At 62.3% G+C, this 19,476-nt stretch carries 18 protein-coding genes and 2 pseudogenes; 8 read left to right on the top strand and 12 right to left on the bottom strand.

All coding sequences use genetic code 11. From position 1 onward, the window contains the following. Positions 1 to 65: 65 nt before the first annotated feature. Positions 66 to 1,394: a cytochrome P450 gene (locus G6N33_RS24525; RefSeq protein WP_044506169.1), complete on the bottom strand. Its 1,329-nt coding sequence runs from the start codon at positions 1,392 to 1,394 to the stop codon at positions 66 to 68. Positions 1,395 to 1,577: 183 nt separating this feature from the next. Between G6N33_RS24525 and G6N33_RS24520 the strand changes: the two genes are divergently transcribed. Continuing rightward, positions 1,578 to 2,114 carry a TetR/AcrR family transcriptional regulator gene (locus tag G6N33_RS24520; protein ID WP_044506171.1) on the top strand — a complete coding sequence of 179 codons (537 nt, stop codon included), beginning with the start codon at positions 1,578 to 1,580 and terminating at the stop codon, positions 2,112 to 2,114. A gap of 387 nt (positions 2,115 to 2,501) precedes the next feature. On the opposite strand, the gene G6N33_RS24515 is transcribed toward G6N33_RS24520, so the two are convergent. After that, the gene (locus G6N33_RS24515) at positions 2,502 to 3,065 is read right to left on the bottom strand and encodes a TetR/AcrR family transcriptional regulator (RefSeq protein WP_163771684.1); all 564 of its coding nucleotides are present in this window, start codon (positions 3,063 to 3,065) and stop codon (positions 2,502 to 2,504) included. A 300-nt stretch (positions 3,066 to 3,365) separates the two neighbouring features. Here G6N33_RS24515 and G6N33_RS24510 point away from each other — a divergent pair, with 300 nt between their 5' ends. Both G6N33_RS24510 and G6N33_RS24505 read left to right on the top strand, forming a co-directional pair. Next, positions 3,366 to 3,557 carry a hypothetical protein gene (locus tag G6N33_RS24510; protein WP_155945862.1) on the top strand — a complete coding sequence of 64 codons (192 nt, stop codon included), beginning with the start codon at positions 3,366 to 3,368 and terminating at the stop codon, positions 3,555 to 3,557. Then, the gene (locus G6N33_RS24505; RefSeq protein ID WP_044506173.1) at positions 3,554 to 4,246 is read left to right on the top strand and encodes a VOC family protein; all 693 of its coding nucleotides are present in this window, start codon (positions 3,554 to 3,556) and stop codon (positions 4,244 to 4,246) included. The genes G6N33_RS24510 and G6N33_RS24505 overlap by 4 nt, the downstream gene beginning before the upstream one ends. 194 nt (positions 4,247 to 4,440) lie before the next feature. Here the strand turns inward: G6N33_RS24505 and G6N33_RS24500 are convergent, their stop codons facing one another. Then, entirely contained in the window at positions 4,441 to 5,616 is a 1,176-nt protein-coding gene (locus G6N33_RS24500) for an AraC-like ligand-binding domain-containing protein (protein WP_232069452.1), read from the bottom strand. On the opposite strand from G6N33_RS24500, the gene G6N33_RS24495 reads away from it, so the two are divergent. Continuing rightward, positions 5,603 to 7,189, top strand: coding sequence for a GMC family oxidoreductase (locus tag G6N33_RS24495; protein ID WP_232069451.1), 1,587 nt, complete (start codon positions 5,603 to 5,605; stop codon positions 7,187 to 7,189). The two genes, G6N33_RS24500 and G6N33_RS24495, sit on opposite strands and share 14 nt — an antisense overlap. 159 nt (positions 7,190 to 7,348) lie before the next feature. Here G6N33_RS24495 and G6N33_RS24490 read toward each other — a convergent pair whose 3' ends face one another. Both G6N33_RS24490 and G6N33_RS24485 read right to left on the bottom strand, forming a co-directional pair. Then, positions 7,349 to 7,990 (bottom strand): hypothetical protein, encoded by a 642-nt coding sequence (locus G6N33_RS24490; RefSeq protein WP_232069450.1) that lies wholly within the window; start codon positions 7,988 to 7,990, stop codon positions 7,349 to 7,351. A 595-nt stretch (positions 7,991 to 8,585) separates the two neighbouring features. Next, positions 8,586 to 8,771 (bottom strand): hypothetical protein, encoded by a 186-nt coding sequence (locus G6N33_RS24485; RefSeq protein ID WP_044511842.1) that lies wholly within the window; start codon positions 8,769 to 8,771, stop codon positions 8,586 to 8,588. Between the two features lie 341 nt (positions 8,772 to 9,112). Between G6N33_RS24485 and G6N33_RS24480 the strand changes: the two are divergent. Further along, a pseudogene (locus G6N33_RS24480) lies at positions 9,113 to 9,270 on the top strand (ArsR family transcriptional regulator); the annotation flags it as partial. Positions 9,271 to 9,460: 190 nt separating this feature from the next. Here the strand turns inward: G6N33_RS24480 and G6N33_RS24475 are convergent. After that, on the bottom strand, positions 9,461 to 10,039 hold the full coding sequence (locus tag G6N33_RS24475; RefSeq protein ID WP_101528579.1) for an AAA family ATPase: 579 nt from the start codon (positions 10,037 to 10,039) through the stop codon (positions 9,461 to 9,463). A gap of 22 nt (positions 10,040 to 10,061) precedes the next feature. Next, the gene (locus G6N33_RS24470; RefSeq protein WP_044506174.1) at positions 10,062 to 10,451 is read right to left on the bottom strand and encodes a TA system antitoxin ParD family protein; all 390 of its coding nucleotides are present in this window, start codon (positions 10,449 to 10,451) and stop codon (positions 10,062 to 10,064) included. A 71-nt stretch (positions 10,452 to 10,522) separates the two neighbouring features. On the opposite strand from G6N33_RS24470, the gene G6N33_RS24465 reads away from it, so the two are divergent. Beyond that, positions 10,523 to 10,903, top strand: a complete 381-nt coding sequence (locus G6N33_RS24465) for a helix-turn-helix domain-containing protein (RefSeq protein WP_049918925.1) — start codon at positions 10,523 to 10,525, stop codon at positions 10,901 to 10,903. Positions 10,904 to 10,953: 50 nt separating this feature from the next. Here G6N33_RS24465 and G6N33_RS24460 read toward each other — a convergent pair whose 3' ends face one another. The 5 genes from G6N33_RS24460 to G6N33_RS24445 form a co-directional block, all read right to left on the bottom strand. Then, positions 10,954 to 12,093 (bottom strand): cytochrome P450, encoded by a 1,140-nt coding sequence (locus G6N33_RS24460; protein WP_049918926.1) that lies wholly within the window; start codon positions 12,091 to 12,093, stop codon positions 10,954 to 10,956. A 2-nt stretch (positions 12,094 to 12,095) separates the two neighbouring features. After that, positions 12,096 to 12,218 (bottom strand): hypothetical protein, encoded by a 123-nt coding sequence (locus G6N33_RS27790; RefSeq protein WP_269210858.1) that lies wholly within the window; start codon positions 12,216 to 12,218, stop codon positions 12,096 to 12,098. Positions 12,219 to 12,643: 425 nt separating this feature from the next. Continuing rightward, on the bottom strand, positions 12,644 to 14,722 hold the full coding sequence (locus tag G6N33_RS24455) for a serine/threonine-protein kinase PknD (RefSeq protein ID WP_044506176.1): 2,079 nt from the start codon (positions 14,720 to 14,722) through the stop codon (positions 12,644 to 12,646). 112 nt (positions 14,723 to 14,834) lie between these two features. After that, positions 14,835 to 15,947, bottom strand: coding sequence for a phosphate ABC transporter substrate-binding protein PstS (gene pstS / locus G6N33_RS24450; protein WP_044506178.1), 1,113 nt, complete (start codon positions 15,945 to 15,947; stop codon positions 14,835 to 14,837). Between the two features lie 639 nt (positions 15,948 to 16,586). After that, positions 16,587 to 17,039, bottom strand: a complete 453-nt coding sequence (locus G6N33_RS24445) for a hypothetical protein (protein WP_163771682.1) — start codon at positions 17,037 to 17,039, stop codon at positions 16,587 to 16,589. A 536-nt stretch (positions 17,040 to 17,575) separates the two neighbouring features. Between G6N33_RS24445 and G6N33_RS28050 the strand changes: the two are divergent. Beyond that, positions 17,576 to 17,885 (top strand): annotated as a pseudogene (locus tag G6N33_RS28050) (FAD-dependent oxidoreductase); the annotation flags it as partial. 525 nt (positions 17,886 to 18,410) lie between these two features. Further along, the gene (locus G6N33_RS24435; protein ID WP_163771680.1) at positions 18,411 to 19,271 is read left to right on the top strand and encodes a sterol desaturase family protein; all 861 of its coding nucleotides are present in this window, start codon (positions 18,411 to 18,413) and stop codon (positions 19,269 to 19,271) included. The last annotated feature ends 205 nt before the right edge of the window (positions 19,272 to 19,476 follow it).

Below are 19,476 nucleotides of genomic sequence, written 5' to 3'. Positions count from 1 at the left end.
GCTCCATTGGCGTAGCGACCTACTCTGCGCACCAGCGAACATGCATTCGCGCGTTGTTGGGCTCGTTAGAAGTCACTGCGCTGCCGGACGTTGCGCCGGTGGACGACGGCGATGGCACCGGACGCGGGTGCGTTGGCGATGCCACGGGATCGAGGCCTTTCGTCGGGTTCGGAGGTGGCTTCGAGTGTGTAGGTGCGCAACAGCTCACGCAAGGTGGTCAACATTTCGGTGTTAGCGAAGGCCGCACCGACGCATCGACGGACACCACCGCCGTAGGGGATCCACATGCTGGTGTCGGGCTTGTCGTTGAGGAAGCGGGTAGGGTCGAACCGCGCCGGATCGGTGTAGTTGGCGATAGAGCTGTGCGACAGGGCGATGCTGGCGATGACGGTGTGCCCTTTGGGTAGGACCCATTCGCCCAGTCGCAGGCGGCCCGTCGTAACCCGCAGGACGAAGGGGATCACCGGTCGGCTGCGTTGCACCTCCCACACCGTGGCCTGCAGGAGATCCGAGCCGCCCGCGTCGACCTCTTCGACCAACCGGGACAACACGTCGGGGTGGCGGCGTAGCCGCTCGACGGCCCAGGCCAGCGTGGTCGCGGTGGTCTCGTGCCCGGCGGCTAACAGCGTTTGCAATTCGTCGATGATGTGATCGTCGGAAATCGGCCGGCCGTCCTCATCTCTGGCGGCCACCAGCATGGCCAGCACATCGGTGCGCTCGTCGAGATCAGGTGCGATCCTGGCGCGTTGAATGAGCGCGCCGATGATCTCGTCGCACTCATGCCGCATCCGTTCCAAACGCCCCCACGGGCTCCACCGCCCCACATCGCGGCGCAGCGCGGCCGGCAGCACGGTGAGCCGGGACGCGAGCAGCACCGCCGGCGGAAGCAGCTCTCGCAGTGCCGCCAGTTCAGGCCCGTCGGCGCCAAACACCGCCCGCAGGATCACATTCAGGGTGATCCGCATCATCGACGGGAGCGTCGCGAACGGCGTTGCCACCGGCCAGGTCGACAGCTCGCGGGCGACCTCATCTTCAATGATCTGCTGGTATAGGTACATTCGTTTGCCGTGCAATGGCGGCATGAGCAACTTGCGGCGGGCCAGATGTGGTGCGCCATTGAGGCTGAAGGTCGAGCCTGGCCCGATGACGGCGCCGAGGTTGGTGAACGTTTCCACCAGTTCTCCGGCAGTGAACAATTCCTTGATGAGGACGGGGTCACTGAGGACGACGGCGTCACCGAACAATGGAAGCGAGGCACTGAACACCGGGCCGTGGCGCCGACGGGCGTACTCCAGCGCACCCGGCCGGTCGATCAAAATCGCGGCGCCCTGAATGATTCGCGGCAGCTTTACACCGGACGGTAATCGCACGGGGTCGCTGGTGAGCAGAGCCATTGATCCTCCCGTTGGTACGTCGATGTACTAGACTCTAGTACATCGACGTACCAGAGTGCGACCGCGCAGCGCCTACCATCGACCTGGCAGAGGGGAATAGGTGTGAAAGCTGTAGGCGAACGCGGCCGCACGCGACCCGCTGGCAGAGATTCCGAGTTCTACCGACGCCGCATTTTGGAGGCGATGGCGGAGTCCATCGCCGAGGTCGGCTACGCCAACACGATGGTTGCCGATGTCGTCCGGCGGGCCCGGACCTCGAAATCAAAGTTTTACGCGGCGTTTTCAGACCGTGAGGCTTGTCTCGTCGCTCTGCTGTCGGAAACCAACGACGCCAACCTCGCAGCAGTAGCTGCCGCCGTCGACCCGGCCGCACCGTGGCAAACCCAGGTACGCCAAGCGGTGGAGACTTGGTTTGACTGGGCCGAACGTCGTCGCCACCTCACCCTCACTTGGATCCGCGACGTTCCCGCCCTGGGCCCCTCCGCCCGTTCTCTGCAGCGCACCGCCATGCGTCAGTTCGTCGAACTAGTTCAAACCTTGAGCGACACCGACGAATTGAAGGCCATCGGGATCGATCCCGTGCCTAACGCGCGGGCGGTGCTGTTGGTCGGTGGCCTTCGAGAACTGGCGGCGCACACCGTCGAACATGACCAACCTCTGGCCAGCGTCACCGAGGAGGCGGTTTGCAGCGCCATCGCACTGATCAATCCCTCCGCCTAGCGGCCGCAGCGCCATGTTTCTGGCGGGGCGCCCATTACTCTTTATTCCGGGCCGTTCCGATGACCGGTTGGGACCGATACCCGGACAGGTACGAATGCCATGTCGCGAACGACCGCTCGAGGTGACTGATTGGGAAATCGCCGGCACGCGAAAGAGCTGGCGCGTCCAGGGATGTTGCTGCACCCAGCGTCGAGCAGGTGCTCATCGCTGCCCAATTCGAGTCTGTCCAACTCCCGGCGCCACATGAGGTGTTTCCCGCGCAGCACGGTCCGTAGGTACAGCACTGCTTGACCAAAGACGCGGCTGCCGCCGCTGCAAGCGGCGCCACCGAGCGTTGGAAAGCGAATGTCGTCGTCGTCCTTTCCACCGTCCGCGTCATCCGCCGAGTCACCCCTTGCCGGCAATGCCGCGGACGACGACATCAGTGACCGCCTCCACGTGTGATATCGGGTCGAGAGTTCCGTCAACACCGTCGAACCGATCCGATAGCGGCCGGAGGGTGAACGGTGCCGCCGCTCCATGCGCGACTAGGAACAAGAGCATGCGAGCGGGTACTGATTTCGCGTGGCCCGTGGCTTCCAAGCGCCGCAGTGCTTGCATTGGCGTTGCCATCGCAGGCATGACGAACGAGTCGACAATGTGGTCGAGGCGGCTGCTGGCATGTAAGCCTTCGTGGTTCATGAGCCTGACAAGTTCTGGGCGACGCACCGAAGCGATCAGAAAGGCCCGGATGAAGGCTCGCAGCTGAGCCAGGTCGTCGGGGGCTGTTTGGGAGCACTGCAGTTCCGTATTGATGTCCTTGAGCAAGGCCTCGAAACCGTTGTCGACCGCGGAATACCACAGTTGCTCTTTTGACCCGAATCGCTGGTTGATCGTGCCGCGACTGAGTCCAAGCTCGGCGTTCAAATTCCGCAGCGACATACGGTCGTAACCATGTTCGGCAAACGCCACTAGTGCAGCGCGCAGGATTTCGTCATCACTGCGCAGCCGGGGCCGGCCGCGCTTTTCGATGGAATTGACAGCGGACGTCGTCACGCATCGACGATACATCCGGCCAACTGTTTCTTGACGGGCGGCGAGAAAAAGGTGACGCTAGAGTTGTGCAACGCGAAGCACATGTCGTCGGCGAGACGTTCAGCTACAGATTCGCTGGTGCAGACGCGGATCACGCGCTGCTAATCCAGCACGGGATCGCTTCACACGGAGGCATTTACGACAGCTGGTGCGCGTACCACGCAACCCAGGGTGTCGATGTATACCACGTTCGGTCCGGATCTGGCGCGGACAGTTGCCGATGCCACTGATGGGCCGGTTGAACTCTATGTCCATCCGCAGGGGATGCACCAATTGATGTTGTCGCATACCGTGGCCTACAGCGATGTCGTGCTCAAATGGTGCCTGCGCAATCTTTTCAATCGTGTTAGAGCAGAGGAGCCCGCATGAGCACTACCGCGCTGCATCCACGCGGCGTCAATCACCTTGCGCTATCTACCCGAGACATGAAGTCACAATTGGAGTTTTGGTGCGACGTATTGGGCTGTCCGTTGCGTGCCCTGTACTACATGCACGGTGTAGACGGCGCTTATCACGGATTTGTCGAACTCGCCTCGGACTCCTACGTAGCTTTCGTCCAGCACCCGGATAACCCCAAAGACATCGAATGGGGAATTACCCATGCCGGCAACCCCGGCGGCGCGGTGACGGTCGGAGCCATGCAACATGTCGCTCTTCACGTCGACTCGCTTGACGAAGTCCTCACCTTGCGGGACCGAATCCGTAGCCGAGGGGTACAGGTCATTGGTCCCGTCGACCATGGCTTCATCAAATCGATCTATTTCGCCGGACCGGAAGGGCTCAGTCTCGAAGTGTGCTGTGGCACTGACATTGACGCCGACGCGTGGGTAGACCCCGAAGTTGTTGAGCTCTGCGATATCTCGCTGAATGAGCTGGCAGCTATGAAAAACCCGTCAACATTCGAACGTCCCGAACAGCCGCTTGCCCAACCTCCTATTGATCCCACCAAGCCAGCGATGCACTACCCCGACGGCGTCTACGAGGCGATCGCCTCGATGAGCGACCAGCAGATCTGGGAAACCGTCAGCGAACCAATACCACCGGTTCCCGGAGCATAGGGATATTGATGATCGCACACATACCAGTGCCAGCTTTCGTCCCGAGGTTCAGGCCGCGGCGGTAGACCCGCGGCATCAATCAGCTCGTCGAACACCCCATCTACGCCACCAACCCGGCGGACTTCGATCGGTTAGACCCCATCATTCGGGTGTTGCTGGTGCGACGCCCCCTTTTGTGACGCGACACAACAGCGTCAGGATGGCGCGCCATCTTTGTAGTCTGCCGTTGTTACCCCGTTTGTGCGCTGTGACCGGAGTTCGTCCAACACCGCAGCGCGGTACTGCGTCGGCGGGCACCCGAATACGGCTTTGAACGTACGCGAGAAGTGCGCAGGATTGAGCAAGCCCCAACGTGCGCCTATCTCACTTACTGGCTGGTTCGCGAAACGGACGTCAGCCAAGTCTTGACGGCACCGATCGATCCGGCGGCTGCGCAGCCAACCGCTGACGGTCTGCTCCTGTGCGGCGAACAATCCCTGCAGGTAACGCACCGAAATATGATGTGCGGCAGCGATAGTCGGAACATCGAGGTTCGGGTCGCCGAGCCGCTCCTCGATGAAGGCATGGATGCGCATGAGCAGAGCGCTTCGACCACCGCCCGGTTCGACATCGACGGAGAACGGGAGCCGTTCGGCCAACGATGCGGTCAGCATCTCCAATATGGCGTCAGCTAGGTGGGTCGCCGCGGGATGTCCCCGGATCTGAAACCGCTTCCCGAGTTCGGCCAGGAACGGTGATACCGATGCTGCCAACCCTTCGTGACGGTGCAGCGCTTGCGCGGTCACATGGGTCAGCTGTGACAAGGTCAATCGCAATCGCTCGCGACGGAACATCAGCACCAGGGTCTGGTAACCAGCCGGATAGGTAAGTCGATAGGGTTGGGTCGTGTCATAGACGGCGTAGTCGCCTGGGTTCAACTGCGCTTCCCGACCGTTTTGGGATATCACACAGCTGCCGCGCAACTGAAGACCGACTTTCAGATAGTCATCGGCGCCCTGATTGATGAGACGATTGGTCCGATGGACCTCAGCCGCGTCCGACAATGCCACATCAGTCACCTGTACCGCACCGAGACTGGCTGATCTCATCGCCCACCGCCGAGGGGGAGTGCGACCGGCGACCGACAGTGCCAGGGGCACAAACGTATCCGATATCGCATGCCTGAACTTGTCGAAGTCGTCCCGCCCGGTGGGATTTGCCAGGACACCCGACATCGTCGTCTCCACGGCAGCAATACGAGGCGGCACCTGCAAAAGTTCATGCTCGCGCGGTGCAAGCCGGCAATGCACGCGCCGAGTCAAGAACCGTGCGCCCACACGCAAACATGCGTTGGGACCTCTGCGGATGCTCGATCGCATGCTGGTCGACAACAAGTTGCAGGGGATTACGGCAAACAGCGTGGCCCCGGTATACGATTTCGTCGTTTGCGGCTGTGGTTCTTCAGGATCGGTGGTCGCCGCGCGGCTCGCCAATGATCCCGGGGCCACCGTGCTCGTGCTGGAGGCAGGCGGTACGGCCGATGACCCAGCCGTCACCGACCCGGCCCGATGGCCTCTCAACCTCGGAAGCGAACGGGACTGGGGATTCAATTCTGAGCCGAACGTCCATCTCAACGGGCGCAGAGTCGCCTTGAACATGGGCAAGGTTCTCGGCGGCGGGTCGAGCATCAACGTGATGGTGTGGGCGCGCGGGCATGAGAGCGACTGGAACCATTTTGCCGCCGAGGCCGGCGACGCCGCTTGGAATTACGAGCGTGTGCTTGAAATTTACCGTCGTATCGAAGATTGGCAGGGATCGTCGGACCCCCATCGCCGCGGTGTAGGAGGCCCAGTATTCGTCGAGCCCGCCCGTGACGCCAGCCCGATTGCGCACGCTGTCATCGACGGTGCTCAGTCGATCGGGATCCCAACCTATGACAGCCACAACGGGTCAATGATGGAGCGAGCCGGAGGTGCATCCATCGTCGACGTGCGCATTCGTGACGGGATCCGCCAATCCATATTCGGTTCCTACGTCGAACCACGTTTGGACCTGGCGAATCTGACGGTCGTCACCGGCGCCACGGTGTGCCGGCTGACCTTCAGCGGTAACCGGGCCACCGGTGTGGAGTTCACTCACGCCGGGTCGACCCATCGCGTCTCGGTGACCCGAGAAGTAGTCGTATCTCTTGGTGCCATCAACACACCCAAATTGCTGATGCAGTCGGGGCTGGGCGATGCTGACGCGCTGCGAAGATGGGGCATTCCGGTGGTCGGGCATCTCCCGGGGGTGGGCCGAAACTTCCAGGATCACCCTCGGATCGACTGTGTCTGGGAGTGTTCCGCTCCGATCGAGCCGCGTAACAACGGCGCTGAAGTCACGGTCTTCTGGCACAGCGACTCCCAATCCGAAGAACCCGATCTACAGATCTGTGTCGGGGAGTTTCCGATGGCGAGCACCGAGAATGTCGCCAGATTCGGCCTGCCAGCGCATGGATGGACGATGTGCGCCGGAATCTTGCGGCCGCGCAGCCGGGGTCGCATCCGCGTAGCGGGGCCCAACCCAGCCGACCCCGTGATCATCGAAGCCAACATGCTGGCCGACGGCGACGACATGCGCGCCGCAATCGCCAGCGTGCAACTGTGCCGTGAAATCGGCAATTCGGCGCCGCTGCGCCCTTTCACCGCCCGGGAAGTGATGCCCGGCGATCTCTCCGGCGACGCTCTCGAGACCTTCATTCGAAACGGGGCCAGCAGCTACTGGCACCAGACGGGCACGGCGAAGATGGGCCGCGACGATATGGCGGTGGTCGACGGAGCCCTAAAAGTTCACGGGATCGAGGGGCTTCGGATCGCTGACGGGTCCATCATGCCGCGCATCACCAGCGGCAACACGATGGCGCCATGCGTCATCATCGGTGAGCGGCTCGGCGACATCCTGAAAGCCGCACATGGACTGAGTTGAGCTGAAGGCCTACCACGCCAAGCGCCGACTTACTTAACCCACTTCCTTTAACCCACTTCGTATTCGTTCTTGCCGTAATCCTCTCCACGTTGGGATGCAGACGGGTTGAGTATCAAGGCGTGGCAGGTCGCCTCGAAGGTTTCCTTCTGCCTCACTGCCTCAACTGAGGGCATCGAGCCGATAGTGCAGCCAAAAGAGTGGCCACCGGCCCATATTGACCCAGTGATCGGTGCGCAGCAGGCCCACCTTGTCCCGGTACACGTGAAAAATTTCGCGAAACGGCGCCTTGGCGGCATACCACTGCCTGCCGACTCGAACGACGGTGTAAAAGCCGTCTCCGCCAAACGCAGCGGAACCTGACTGCAGCCATAACGAGCCGTCTGGGTCATTGCTAGGTGCTAGAAACACCTGCGCGTTGCCGTATTCGAGCGGGAAGGTGATATGGACATGAGGCTGGTCAGAGTTAGGTATAAGGGTCACGCGATAGAAGCCGCTATAGACCTTCGAACCGTCCACACGCAGTTCCCGAACCCACGACGCTCCGACCCTACGCTTGGCTCCGTCGGTGACGGTCCGAACCTTGCTAGACATGCCATAGCTTGCCGCCATCGGGTGGACTGGAATGGCGAGCTGCTGGATACGTCGGCTCCACAGGCACGCGATGAATTCGCCAGCCCACGCGAAGACGGGATTCCAGTGTGACCATACCTGCATCCCCCATGCGGCGGTGTGTTCATAGAAGTGCCGGATTTCGGGATCGACTGCGGCAGACACGAAATCGACGCCATCGAGAACGGACATGTCTTCCAGAAGACCATCAGACGGGCACGGAGGCTGAACTCTGCCCGCCGACTCGAAGGCCCGGAGCCACTCATCGCCAGTACCTCCCGGCGGGTTGCTGGGCCCATCGAGCCACTGGTGTTCTGAGCGGGTATCGATTGGACGCCCAAATATCCGCCACACCAGGCGTGCGGAATGATCCAAGGTACGGGTCATTGCGGGCTGGTGTTCCAGCAGAATCGGACTAGAGAATCCCCAAGGCGTCATCGATGCTCGCCCGCGACTTCGGCTGGCAGACAAACTCTTAGTCATATCAATCGTCGCGCTGGAAGGCGCGGCTGACTGGCTGTCAGGCACTCCAAATCCATTGTGGCAATTCTTTCTGCTGCAAGAGTCATCCGCTCAAGTTGGCATTCCACTCGGGACCGGCCCGATTCGACTTCCGTCTGGCCGCCACCAAACACATTGCGTCTAAACCATGCCCGGCGTCAATCCTCTGTGGCCATCGTTGTCCTGGACCGGCTGGCATGACACCGGGCATTGTCTTGCGTCGAGACGGGATCTGATCGAGCTCGACTCTCCAGATTCCAGAATCTGTGCGGCGTCTGGGTTGTTTTCAGGCCGTTCGACGCAACCGTAGAACGTCGTGCACGACGCAACCGACCCGATCGGCAGCTTCGGCGGGTGTCAGGGCCGGGTTCAACAGGATCTGCAACTCTTCAGCAGTGAAGGTCGGTTCGACGTCCCACGGCGCTGCATCCCACCCGGTTTCACTGAAGCCGGAAAACAGTTCGTCGCGCATCACTAACCTCACAAAAGGTATGCAAGAGTGAATATTCCGATCACCAAGGCCCTACAGAAGACTAGGAAGCTCACTCCTCAGCCTCGGTTGGCTCCGTCGCCCACCGGAATGATGGCTGCACCGATCCTACCGCCACCACTCACCAACCGCTCTGTCGACTATTCGGTCATTGCGGCGATGCGACCAACGTGCTGAGAAGTCATCGAGGGCGGAATGTATTGCCCGCCGGGGGGCGGTGCCGGTACCGCGGGCTGGGCAGCGATGCCATGCAATTGTCGTTGAATCGTCCTGGTATGCCTCGGGACCGCGCAGCACACAAATGAAACCTGCTGCCACTCCGTCTGTTCAGCTCGCCGGCCCGCGAGGAGATATCAGGGGAGCTGGCCGCGGTGCTGGACCAAAGTGCGTCAACGGTGAGCCATCACCTTACGGAGTTGCGCAGGGCCGGCTTGTCCAGTCTGATCGGCGCGGCATGAACGTGTTTCCCCAACCTTCGTGAGAACTTCTTGAGTTAACCACTCCATGGCCGCGGCCGCCCCCGGTGGATGATTGCAGGTCTTTGTCATCGGCCACCGTCGACCTGCGAGTCTGCCGGACGCACTCGGCCCATGAGCCGAGGCGCCCGACAAGGATAGCCTCGCCGGCGCCGGAGCTGGCTGCGGCACCGGTCACAGCGATGACATCGGCCCCTACCGGGGCCAGCGTCGGAGTAGCTCGTCGGACGCCCACGCTGGCCACGTCGGTGCGCCAATGACCGTGCCCGCAGTCAGTTGCTCGACGATCCGGGGACCGTCGAGGCGTGAATTATCGTAGACCGTTGCAGTGTCGGCGATCTCGATCGCTTCGGCCACCAAATGCCACAATCGGCGGTGCCGTTCGCGGATCTTGCCCTCGGGGACGTCGTGGCCGCCGTGACCGACGCGTCGTCGCACCCGTTCGACGGCTAGCCCCTCGGGGATCAGCAACACGTGCAAAGCGATGACATAGCTCGCATCGTGGGCTGAGCGGATCAGGTCCAGCTTCGAGGGATGGGAGAACACGGTCTCGGCGATGAACGACACGCCAGCCTCGATCAGCTTGGCGCGGGTATCTGCAGCGATCCGGGCTGCATCGTAGGCATGCCCGGCGGGATCATCGGGCCAACGCCGCTTTGCGATCTCGTCGGCATTGACGAATACGCTGCGTGGCAACAACGGCGCCAAGGTAAACGCGATGAAAGTCGACTTACCAGCGCCGTTCGGGCCGACGACGAGGTCCAGCCGCTTCATCGGCGCCCCGCGAAGTCAGGGCTCATCCCTCGACGTCGACCACCGAGGTAGTGCCGTCTGGCCTGTACTCGACGATCTGGCCGTCGTCGTTGAGCGCCACTGTCGTGATGCCGCGCATTGACAGCAGATCACCGTAATGGGCGGTGGCCAGGGACTCCTCGATAGCGGCCGAGATCTCGGCGTTGAAGACCAGCCCCTCCTCCTCGGACAAACGGCTCGTGTCCAGGTCACCTGCCAGCGCGGCCTCGACGCGGCGACGTGAGGCCGACTGATGGCTCGAAACCGCCCGGCCCACGCGAGCCCAATGATCGAGTTGCTGCTTGGCCGACCGGCTCTGGCGAGCGCCCTCGGCAGCAGCGCTGTCCACCAGGTCGGCGGCGACCCTGGTGACGCGATCGGCGACGTTCGTCATATGCGCACCCCTGTGACAGCATGCTACGCCTTGTAGCATATTGCTATAAGGCCCGAGCATACCGGCAAGCCGTGGTGCTCACCCTGCTACGTGACCTCGGAGAACAACCCCACTCGGAGCGGCGTCAAGCGCTGTGCATCGATGGAGCGGTCGTGGCCCTGCTCAACGGCCTCGAGGACGAGGGTTTGATCGAATGCCGCCGATGCTTCGAAGACCGCCGCAAACACATCGTGCTGATCACCAAAGCCGGACGCCGCCGCCCACCCAACAAGGAGTCCCCGCCGGGAGAGCAGCGCGGCACATATTCAATTCGTGCATATTCCTCGAAGCGCGTCACCGGCAGGGGAGCGGCGCGGCGAAACGGAGACATCATTACGGCCGGCTACTGCCGCGCTCACGGCCGCGGGCGCGGCGGCCGTAACTGGACTGTGTGTCGCGCGATGCTGAGCTGAAACTGTCGACCAGCGCGGCAGCTACGGCCATTACCCGCCCGCGGTCTGACCTAATGCCAGCGCAGCGGCAAACTCGACAGCCGGACCGCGTCCTCGAGGATAACCGGCGGCACGGACTCAGCATCTAACCCGAACGCGGGGATAGTGCGTAACCATTCGCTGATCAACACAGTCAACGCTGTTTTCGCCAAACTGACGGCCACACAGCGGTGCGGTCCTCCGCCGAACGCCCAGTAGTCCGCCCGCGACCCGTGGCCATCCGCTATGTCTTCTTGGATGGCCGCCCCTACGCACAGGACGACCCGGGCCCCTGCTGGTATCTCGACGCCCGCTACGGTGACGTTCTGAGCGGCCCTGCGGATAATTACCGGGGCCGGCGGCTCGCGGCGCAGCACGTCTTCGACGAATCCCTCAATCCCTGCGGGGTTTTCGCGGAGCGAAGCGCATAGCCTCGGGTCGCGCGCAAGGTCAAGAAACACGAAACCCACCGCGCTCCTAAACGGCGTAAAGCCCGCGGCGATCAGCATCTCAACTACCGCGCACGCGTCAGCGTCGTCGAACCCATCGTCACCGGCAACCAACCGAGACATAACACCCGCAATATCAGGGCTGGCGCGGCGCTGCGCGAAAGCCTGCGTCAAATACGCGAGCATCTCAACTTTTTGCGCCAAATCCTCCCTTTTGACCGCGGCCAGAGGCGTCCGCTGGATCGCCCAAAGCGCTTTCTCCCAGCGCAGCAACCTATCCGCGTGTTGCGGCGGCAACCCCAACAGTGTGAGAAGAACCCCAGCCGCGAATGGCTCCGCAACATCGGCGATCAGCTCGCAACGACGTTGCGGGGTGACCGCTTCGACCACCGCTGCGGCCCGATCTTGCAACGCGGATTGCATCTGTTTCACCGCGTGGTAATTCAATAACGGCTGCAAGATTGCGCGCCAACGTGCATGTTCCGGCCGATCCAAAGCGAGGTTAAGCGAAAACACTTCCGGGTTACGCAGCGCCGCGAGCACGTCATCGGCCCGTGTGAGGCAATAGCCATTCATAAACACGCTGTCTTCGATAAACACGACCGGTCCGCGCTTGCGCAGCGCATCCCAAAGCTCGCTGTGATCGTCTGTGAAGTAATCAGGCAGCAACGTGTGGCCGATCGGTGAGAGGTGATCTATCCCAGGCCGCACCTGCGCCGACACACTCACACATCGCCGAAGTACTCGCGGATCTGGTCGAACGCATCCAACAGGTACAGCCGCTCCCGCGCACGCCCGTCGCCCCCGTAAGGCAACCGGGCGCGCGCAAGCTCACTTCTGGGCAGCACAACCGACTCACCAGCCTTCAACCACGCTCAAGCTCACACATCCGGCCCTCAATGCGCCACCAGTCGCATGACGCCTGGCTTGGTGTCGATCAGCCGTGCCGCACACCGCTCGTAGTCGACGCCGGCACGGCATCAGGCGCACCTCCTGCGGCAGCGGATATTCGACGCACGGCGGCCCTTGAACGCCGCCCATCATACCGACGCCTCGGCGCGACCGGTGAATCGTGAGCATGAGCCGAACGCCGGGCCGTTCCCCATCGGGCGCGGAACTGCACGTCGCTACCTGGCCTGACAAGTTCGCACCATGTCACAACGACGAGGGCGCCGAATGCCGCTCTTCTGGGAGTGCTCGACGAAGCACGTAGCGGACGAAATAGGCCGGCGAGAAGACTTTTCGCGTGACCGCATGGGAAGGTCTTTGTGATCTATGGCGCGAGTTTCAGCACGCTGTCGTCGCCACGGTTGGCGACGTAGACGTTTCCGGCCTTGTCCACTGCCACTGACAAGGGCGTGTTGAGGTCGGTGAACGGTAGCGTCGTCGGTGTCGACGACCCCGCCGCCAACTCCACCACATCGTTGGTGTCGCGTTCGGTGACGAACACGTCGCCGGTGCTGTGCACCGTGATACCCCACGGGCTGGCGAGGCGGGGAAACGGGAGCACGGTCTGGTTGTTCGACCCGGCGTCTAACCGCACCGCCCGGCTGTTGTCGGTGTCAGTGACGTACACGTTGCCGGTTTTGTCCACCGCCACCCCGTCCGGGTTATTCAGGCCGTTGAAGGGCAACACGACCTGGGAGGTCGACCCGGCGGGCAACTTCACCACACGGTTGTTGCCGCGGTCGGCGACGTACACGCTGCCCTGATCGTCCACCGCGACGCCCTCTGGGTAGCTGAGACCGGTGAACGGCAGCTCAACTTGGCTGCTCGACCCAGCCGCCAACATCACCACCCGATTGTTGAAGTCGCTGACATACAGCGTTCCAGCGCTGTCCACCGCCAGGCCTTGGGGCTCGTACAGACCCCTGAATAGCTCCACATTCGGTGTGCTCGACCCGGCGGCCAGAGCCACCACCCGGCCGTACATGCCTTGATTGGTGACGTAGACGGTGCCGGAGTTGTCCACGGCCACCCCGCCCGGAGAGAGGCGAAAGTTCAGACCCCTGAACGGCAGCACGGTCTGCCTGGGCGGCTGCTGTGAGGATGACGCCTGCTGCGAAGGCGGTGATGGACTCGAAATGAGGAATCCGGCCACGACGATGGTGACGACCCCGAGGATCCCGACAGCGCCGAGGATCGCCCACAGCTTGCGTCTGCCACGAGGCTGCATCGCGAGAAACGGTCGGTCATGAATCGATGTGGCGGGCGGTTGAGTGCGCCAGCTGTCGGCATGCATAGCCGGCGTTTGGGTCCACCAGGGGGGAAAGTGGGGCGCTGATAATGGCAATTCCCCCTTGCTGGCCCTCAAGTCCTCGGTATCAGTGTTCCTAGCTCCAGGCCGGTCTCCTGTCGCGTCACCCGAATGGCTAGGTTGCGACGTTGTGGCGCCAATGGTTTGGGGTTCGGTGCCCGAACTGGTGTAGTTGACCTTTGTATCCGCCGCGAGCGCTTCGTTTAGCCGGATCTCGTTGTCGTGCCGCCCAAGATCGGCTTCTTGACGCGGCACGGATGTGGTGAGCGCATCGTGGGCCGCAACGGCGAGATTTTCCGCGGTTCGATAGCGCTCGGCGGGATCGGGGGCCGTACCTTTGGCCACCACAGAGTCCAGGGCTGGCATGATCTCCGGCTGCAGTTGGCTGGGCCGCGGGGCCGGCCCTGCCAACTGCATGGCAACCAACTGTTCGACACTGTCCGCCAGATAGCACGGTATCGCGGTCAAACACTCGCTCAGCACACAGGCCAACGCGTAGATGTCAGCGGGATAACCGATCTCACCGTCGGTGAACCACTCCGGGGCCATGTAGTTGTAGGTTCCTACGGCGGTCTTGCTCTCGGTCATCGTGAGGTCGCTGATAGCGTCGGCGATACCGAAATCGAGCAGGTAGGCGAAGTAGTCCTCGGCGACCAGGATGTTTTCCGGTTTGACGTCGTGATAGGTGACGCCGCGGGCGTGCGCGGTATCCAGCGCGGCAGCAATCTGGCCTACAACGGCAACCGCTTGCGCGGGGGTAAGCGGGCCGTGGTCCATTAACAGCGTGCGTAACGAGGTGCCGCGAATCATGGGCAGCGCGACATAACATTGGCCGTCGACGTCACCGCACTCGTGAATCGGCACGATGTGTGCGTCGGTTTGTCGCCCCGGCGTGTCCGCCTCGTGGTGCATCCGCGCCCGAAAGATCGCGTCATTAGAGAATTCCTGCGAGATCAGCTTCAGCATGACTACCCGGTGGTTGTGGGTGTCCTGGGCCTCATAGACCTCGCCCATCGCGCCGTGGTCCATCAGCCGTATCAGCTGGAACGGCCCAAACCGCGCCCGTGGCCGCGAAACGGTGTCGTCCACCGTCATCGTCCCCCTCGACCCAACCCACGCAAGTGTCTATTCACCCTTGCTGACTTGTGCGCCCGACGCTGTCGTGCTGCCGGCTGCAGTTCGCGTCGCTGACGGGCATGACGTCTAATCACGCGATATCGTTCACCGCTGCAACCAGTTTCGATCGAAACGAACTCGGTAACGGAATGTAGCCATACTCGTCCAACTCTGTTTGGCCGTCCCCCGCGGCGGCCTGCATGAATGCTCTTACCGCGGTGCCGGTCGCCGAATCCGGATACCTGGAGCAGACAATCTCGTAGGTGACCAGCACGATCGGGTACGCACCGGTCTGGGTTGGTGTGTAAAACGATGACGTGTTCACGACGAGGTCATTGCCCTGGCCCCCGAATGTAGCTTCGGCAATCGTCTTGCCGACCGTGTCGGCAGTGATAGCTACCGGAGTCGGACCCGCCGATGTGACGAGCTCGGCCATGCTCAATTGATGGCCGACCGCGTACGACCACTCGTTGTAGGTGATGGACCCGTCGGTTCGTTGCAGAGCCGCCGAGGTGCCGTCATTGCCGCTGGCGCCTTCGCCGACACTTCCGTTAAACGCCTGGCCACTGCCCTTGCCCCAGGCGCCGTTAGACGCAGCATCAAGGTATTTCTGGAAGTTGTCCGTCGTGCCGGACTCGTCGCTGCGGAAAACAACGTGAACCTCCGTCGGGGGCAGATTGGCGCTCGGATTGAGTGATTTGATCGCCGGATCATCCCACCGAGTGATGGTGCCGTTGAATATTCTCGCGGAGGTGGGTCCGTCCAGATTAAGCGAGTTCACCCCGCTGATGTTGTAGGTGACCGCGATCGGCCCGAACACCGTCGGCAGATCCCATGCCGGCGACCCGCAGCGTCTGGCTGCCCGGTCAGGTTCGCCCTTCGAGGAATCCATTGGCGAGTCCGAGCCGGCGAGATCGGTCTGATTATCCAGGAACTCCTTCATTCCGGCGCCGGAGCCATTTGCGTTGTAGTTCAGCGTGTAACCATGGCACGCATGGATATAGGCGTAGACGAACTGTTCGATCGCGTTTTTCTGCGCGGTCGAACCGCTGGCCTGGAGCTTCTTCTTTCCACCGCACTTGACCGACTGGGTGCTGGGACTGCTCGATGGCGCTGATTGATTGGAATGGCGGCCGCATGCCGACAATCCCAGCGCGGCGGCGACCAGCAATCCCAGTACGACGCCACAACGAGTGAACCCCATGGCCCGCTACTCCTCCGAAGACTTAGGGTCATAAACGTTGGCAATTCTGCAACACCCTCGACCACCACGGCACGTCGCATGATCCTTGCGACGGTTCGCCTGTGACGTCCCAACACCTTTCGATTTCAATCGTGCCATAGCCTCGATCGTCTGCCCGCAAGCCGAACCTCAGACGGCACACTGACACCGAGCGACCGCGGCCCGGCGGGCCGGAGTGCCGATCCTGCTCTCCGCCGCCTGCATCGAGGAGGGACGGATATCCACCGATAACTCTCGGGTTCAGCCAGGACCGCCCGATTCGGATTGGCGGCAATGTTTGACCATGGTCGCGCCGGCGACACCGCCTCGATCGACTCGGCCGCAGGTCGCCGAAGTGACCTGCGGCATAGCAGAACTCGGTGAACGCCGAATCCTATTGTGCGCCTTACGCGTGAAGGCATCGACACCGCCACCCCCACTGGGCGCGCCGTGGCCGCTGCTTGACTCTTCGGTACCAGCAACGCGACACTCCGACGACTACGCGTCAGTTAGCCGACGTACTTTCGATAAGCGGCCAGCCAGTCGGACGCAATCTCGTGTTGTGCTTGGGCGAGCGGCAGCTCGCCACTCCATCCCAAGTCATGCGATATTTCCTCAAGCTCATCTTTTCTTGTGCGTTCCCGCGCCACCATCCCACGGCTGAGGCCACAGGTTGGCAGGTGACGTTGCTGCGCCAATGCCGATCGGAATTTCATGGTCCAGTTCAACGGATTTCGCTGGCGTTGACACGCCGTAGACGCGCATCCGCTCCTTCTTGATTGGCTCCGTCACGCTCGCCGGCGGTCGGACTTGTTTGCTCCAACCTGCTTCGCAAATGGTCGACGCAATGTTTCCTTGCGTCACCCGGCTGTCGCGATCTCCGAGCATGCACACCGGATCAGGTAACCCGCCATTGACCTGACGAGTTCCCGCCGGCGCCGTTGTGACTGGGCCATCAAGCGGAACAGCCCCCGAACGCCCCGACAACGGATTGCCGGGCGAGCTACAAAGTGCGACAACAGGCGGTGTCTCCACGAAATTCGCAGTGTCCCACAGGGTTGAGTACAACGACATTGGGATAACACTGAAAACCGTGACACATGGAACTCGTATCGCAGCAGCGGCAGCCATGCTCGCCGCAGCCTTGGGGTTAGCAGGATTTGGCGCCGCCACGGTGACGGCCGCGCCTGGTCCCGCACCTGAGTATCACTGGTGTCCTGGACAGTCCTGGGATCCGGGATGGGGACGGAACTGGGACGCAGGGCGGTGCCACGACGACTTCTACGCCGATGGTGAACCCCACGACGCACTCCACTGGCACGGTGCGGGACCTTGGCGGCCGTGATCGCGGTGGTCGAGCGTGACCCGGCGTCGGCAGCAGACCGCGCTGCCGGACCGGGGCGCTCGACCTAGGAACGACATGGCGTGATCGGCCGTCAATCTCGCGCGGGGACGACCGGTACCTCATCGGCGACATAATCGCCGCCCCAGGCCTACTGGCCGAGGTTTCGATCTAGACTGTACTCGCCGCCAGTGCAACTGAGACCCAGTCGCGCGCTAATCGCAGCACGTCTCGCCGCACACGATGACGACGAGTTAAGTTCGCCAGTGTGAGCGAACGGATCGTCATTGTAGGCGCCGAGAGTGCAGGCCTGGCAAAAGCGATCGGAATGCGTCGGTGTGGCTACGACGTCACCGTCCTCGAAACGCGGACCGACACATCTGCGGGCGTGGGATCAGCATCTGGCCCAATGCATTAGCCGCCCTCGACCAGCTCGAGGTCGACGATAGGGTCCGCGCCGCTGGCGGGCGCGTCACCGTGGGCGCTGTGCGCTGGCGCAACGGCACCTGGCTACGGCGACCACGGGCGAGCGATTCATCCGAGCACTCGGCGAACCGCTCATGGCGATTCAGCATGCCCGCAGCTCGCCGGCCAAACACTGGGTCCGGGTGCGAAGCCGGCCACGTGCGAGGACGCTGCACTCGTCGCCGAATTCGTGAACCGCACGCCCGACTTATCAACCGCCTTCGCGGATTTCACTGCAGCCCGCCGACGCCGAGCCTCACGACTAGTCCGCTAGTCAGCAGTCATCGAAACCCTGGTCAACCTGCGGCCCACCGCCTTAAGCATTGTGGCTAGCTTCGCGACCGCCCGGATGCCCGAACAGGCCTTGACCTCTCACATGGCCTCCGTCGCAGGCCAAAAAGCATTCACACTGCCTAACCCCAACGATCATTTCTGGCCGCAGCTTCTGCTTTCGAACAGCCCACCACCGCAGCACGATTCGCGCTAACTAGGCAGGAAACTGTTGCCGGACAGAGTTGAAAGATGTGTTGTCATGCAACAGAATTGAACCTCAGACAAGTTAAACTCGGTGCATGCGCCTCGCTGCCTCTTGGCTTTTGTGGCCGTTGCTAAGCGCCGTCTGCTGTGCAATCACCGCCGTGGGCCTGCGCCACGGGATCAACGGCGCCGTCATCCTTGGCTGCGTCTTCTTCAGCCTTGCGCTAGCGCTGGGGGGACTCGAGCGTCTTATGCCGTTCGAGCGCGAATGGGTCCGTTCCGACGGCCAGCTCACCCACGATGTAGTCTTCGGCCTGATCGGTGCCAGCTTGCCTGGAGCGCTGGCCGACTGTCTCGTGATGGCCTGCACCGTCGGCGTGGCACAGTGGCTCGCCCGCTACGTCGGAGGTGCGCTGTGGCCGCATGACTGGCCCGCGGCGGCGCAGATCGCATTGGTGGTGCTGGTCGGCGATTTTGGCGCCTACTGGGGCCATCGCGCTTTCCACAATGTCGCCTGGCTGTGGCCGTATCATGCCGTCCACCACAGCGTGCCGCGGTTGTGGTGTCTCAACGTTGGGCGCATTCATCCTGTCGACTCGGCGGGGATGATTGTGTTCTCGATGCCCCTGCTGTATTTGCTCGGCGCGCCTGGCGACATGGTGGTATGGCTGTTCTCGTTCGCCACCTTCGTCGGCTTGCTGTCGCACTGCAACGTCGACCTGCGTTGTGGCGCTCTCGACTGGTTGTTTTGCACTCCCGGCGTTCACCGCTGGCATCACTCGCGCCTGCTCGACGAGAGCAACAACAACTACGGGGAGATCACCGTGGTTTGGGACGTGCTATTCCGCACGCACTACCGACAGGGACGGCGGCCGCCGTGTGATGTCGGCACTAGCACGCCGATACCGGCGGGCATCCTCGCGCAGTTCGTGGCGCCGGTGCGGTCGAGCTGGCAAGCGGTGACGGAGGTCCCGGCACGAGCGACGGCCAGCACGAAACCCAGTGCTGTACCGGATTGCTGACCGGCTCACCGGCCCGCTCCTTCAACCAACCGTCGATGATCTCGGGCGTTTGCGAGTTGAATACGGCAGCCAAAGCCGCGTTCTGAGCCGCTGAGTGCTTATCGGAAATCGTTGCCACACAAGCAGGATTGATTCTTCAACAGCCAATCGGTCTGGGCCACAACGCGTTGGTCAAGCTAGGTTGGCGGGGATCTGCCTAGAGCAC

The sequence above is a fragment of the Mycobacterium simiae genome (assembly GCF_010727605.1).
Taxonomy (GTDB): domain Bacteria; phylum Actinomycetota; class Actinomycetes; order Mycobacteriales; family Mycobacteriaceae; genus Mycobacterium; species Mycobacterium simiae.
The sequence above is the reverse complement of the archived record's forward strand: the minus strand, read 5'-3'. Positions and strand labels throughout refer to the sequence as shown.